Consider the following 3155-nt stretch of genomic DNA (forward strand, 5'->3'; position numbering starts at 1 on the left):
AGTAGAGTTTATGGAAGATTTAGAAGGTGAAGATGAAACCGAATTAGAAAGTGAAATGGAACATTTAATTACTTTGGCAGGTGAATTCTATGACAGAGAAATGGAACGTTACGAAGAATAGTATTTAGAATCGAAGTTATTCTATAAAATATTTTTTCAACAAAATCTGAGCAGCAGCAAAAGGTGAAATTTCATTATTTGCGACTGCTTTTTTATTTTCTTCCAATAGTTTTATCATGTCGGGATGATTGTAGAAATTATTTTTTAACTGCTCGTTTATGGTTTCCATCATCCAATATTGATTTTGTTCTTTGCGTTTTTCTTCAAAATAATGATTGGCTTGAACCAACTCAAAATAATTGGATATGGTTTCCCAAACACTACATATTCCTTCTCTAGTTATTGCACTGCAAGTTGACGCAGTTGGAATCCAACCTGATTTTTTTGCAGGGAATAAATGCAGCGCACGGTTGAATTCGGTTTTGGCCAGATTAGCTTTATTGATATTATCACCATCGGCTTTGTTGATTACAATTGCGTCCGCCATTTCCATGATGCCTCGCTTAATTCCCTGTAATTCATCACCCGCACCCGAAATTTTGAGCAATAAAAAGAAATCTACCATCGAATGCACTGCGGTTTCACTTTGTCCAACGCCAACAGTTTCAATGATGATAGTGTCAAAACCTGCCGCTTCACAAAGGATAATGGTTTCTCTTGTTTTTCGTGCTACACCACCCAGTGTTTCTCCGGAAGCTGATGGTCGTATATAGGCGTTTTCGTCTTTAACTAATTCTTCCATACGGGTTTTATCACCAAGAATGCTTCCATGAGAAATCGTACTACTTGGATCAATAGCTAAGACGGCAACTTTTTTTCCTAATGAAGTAAGGTGTTTTCCAAAAGCTTCAATAAATGTTGATTTACCAACTCCAGGAACACCGGTAATTCCTATTCGAACCGATTTATTGGCATAAGGCAAACAACCACTAATTATTTCATTAGCTTTCGCCAAATGGGTAACACTCGTACTTTCTATCAAAGTAATTCCGCGGCTCAACGCCACCTTGTCATGAGCTAAAATACCAGCAATCAATTCAGTTGCTGATGGTTGCAGCTTTCTGTTTTTCGTAATTTTCTCCAATGAAGCCGCACTGAAACTTTCCGGTTGCGGAATACCTTCTTTTTCATGTAACGCTGATTTTTTGTTTTGCTTTTCGTTCAAGGGAAAATCATTTGGGTAAATTTAGTAAAATATTGTTTTCTAAAAATTCAAAACATATCAATTTTAAGAAACCTTTGATTCTCTTTTCCAATTTTTTATCTTCCTTTGCAGAATAATTTATAATTTCGAATGGAAACTTCAATCGATATTACTGAAAAAAGTAATGTACTTCATAAAACAATTTATTCGATACTGTTTTCAATAAGTTTTGCACATTTACTGAATGATTTAATTCAAGCTATAATTCCATCGGTTTACCCAATTTTAAAACAGAATTATAATCTTACGTTTACACAAATCGGATTAATAACTTTTGCATTTCAGCTATCTGCTTCATTACTTCAACCGTTAGTTGGTTATTACACTGATAAATATCCAAAACCTTTTTCACAAGTGTATGGGATGCTTTTTTCCTTGATTGGAATCGTATCTTTGTCATTCGCCACTAATTTCTATTGGATTTTACTTTCAGTAATTTTCATTGGTATAGGTTCTTCTATTTTTCATCCCGAGTCAGCTCGTATTTCTAACTTGGCTTCCGGCGGGAAACGTGGTTTGGCTCAATCTATTTTCCAGGTTGGCGGAAATTTCGGTACTGCTCTAGGCCCTTTACTTGTTGCTTTAATAGTAGTTCCAAACGGTCAAGTTTATATATTATGGTTTATCATTGCCGCTGTAATGGGTTTGGCTATTATTAGTAAAATTGCTTTTTGGTATCGTAATCATTTGATATACAGAAAACCCAAGAAAGTAGTTTTTGCCGATTTCCAACGCTTATCAAAAAGTAATGTAAAATGGGCTGTTACGATCTTGTTAATCGTTATTTTTTCAAAATTCTTCTACTCGGCAAGCTTATCTTCTTATTATACTTTCTATATCATTGATAAGTTTCATTTATCCATCAAAGAAGCCCAATACCATATGTTTATTTATTTGATAGCGTATGCTGTCGGAACTATTTTGGGTGGTCCGTTGGGTGACAAAATCGGACGCAAATACGTAATTTGGCTCTCGGTTTTCGGAGCCGCACCGTTTGCCTTGTTACTGCCTTATGTGAATTTATTTTGGACCGATGTATTGATGGTCGTTATCGGGATTATTATTTCATCTGCTTTCCCTGCCATTTTGGTGTATGCCCAAGAATTACTGCCTAAAAAACTCGGTATGATTTCTGGCTTGTTCTATGGTTTTGCTTTCGGTATGGGCGCTTTAGGTTCCGCATTATTAGGAAAATTAGCCGATTACACCTCTATTCAATATGTTTATCTCGTTTGTTCCTATCTCCCTTTAGTTGGAATCATTTGCTTTTTTCTTCCGAATTTGAAAAAGAAATGAAAGTTAGATTTATTACATTTACATTCAATTAATTTAAAAAAATGCTAAGTTCCGAAATACTTCAAAAACTCAATGCTATTGTAGGCCAACCTTATTTATTTACCGATCAAGAAACTCGAAATCATTATGGTCATGATGAAACAGAAGATTATGTTTTTCCACCCAATGTTGTATTAAAACCTGCTAACGCTCGTGAAATTTCAGCAATACTAAAAGTAGCCAACGAATATAAAATCCCAACAACACCAATCGGGGCAAGGACAGGTTTGAGTGGAGGCGCATTATCGGTTTATGAAGGCATCGGTTTGTCAATGGAACGATTAAATAAAATTCTAGAAATCGATGAAAAAAACCTGCAAGTTACAGTGGAACCTGCCGTTATCAATCAAGTTTTGCGTGAAGCTGTCGCTGAAAAAGGATTATTCTATCCTGTTGATCCAAGCAGTATGGGAAGTTGTTGGATTGGCGGTAATATTGCCGAAAATGCTGGTGGAGCCAGAGCTGTAAAATATGGAGTAACCAAAGATTATGTGCTCAATTTAGAAGTGGTTTTGCCAAATGGTGAAATCATTTGGACAGGTGCAAATACTTTGAA

The 3155-nt window shown here is 35.6% G+C and carries 3 protein-coding genes; 2 read left to right on the plus strand and 1 reads right to left on the minus strand.

The window, feature by feature from the left end; genetic code table 11:
- Nucleotides 1-136: 136 nt before the first annotated feature.
- Entirely contained in the window at nt 137-1225 is a 1089-nt protein-coding gene (gene meaB / locus ACOYLP_RS11515) for a methylmalonyl Co-A mutase-associated GTPase MeaB (protein ID WP_422856316.1), read from the minus strand.
- A gap of 129 nt (nt 1226-1354) precedes the next feature.
- Here meaB and ACOYLP_RS11520 point away from each other — a divergent pair, with 129 nt between their 5' ends.
- Nucleotides 1355-2560, plus strand: coding sequence for an MFS transporter (locus tag ACOYLP_RS11520; protein ID WP_422856317.1), 1206 nt, complete (start codon nt 1355-1357; stop codon nt 2558-2560).
- A gap of 41 nt (nt 2561-2601) precedes the next feature.
- Nucleotides 2602-3155: FAD-binding oxidoreductase (locus ACOYLP_RS11525; protein ID WP_422856318.1), on the plus strand; the 554-nt coding region annotated here is incomplete at its 3' end.

The organism is Flavobacterium sp., from assembly GCF_049318325.1.
Taxonomy (GTDB): domain Bacteria; phylum Bacteroidota; class Bacteroidia; order Flavobacteriales; family Flavobacteriaceae; genus Flavobacterium.

Coding starts and splice junctions, on each gene's coding strand:
- ACOYLP_RS11520 (WP_422856317.1), top strand. CDS start 1,355: ATGGAAACTTCAATCGATATTACTGAAAAAAGTAATGTACTTCATAAA.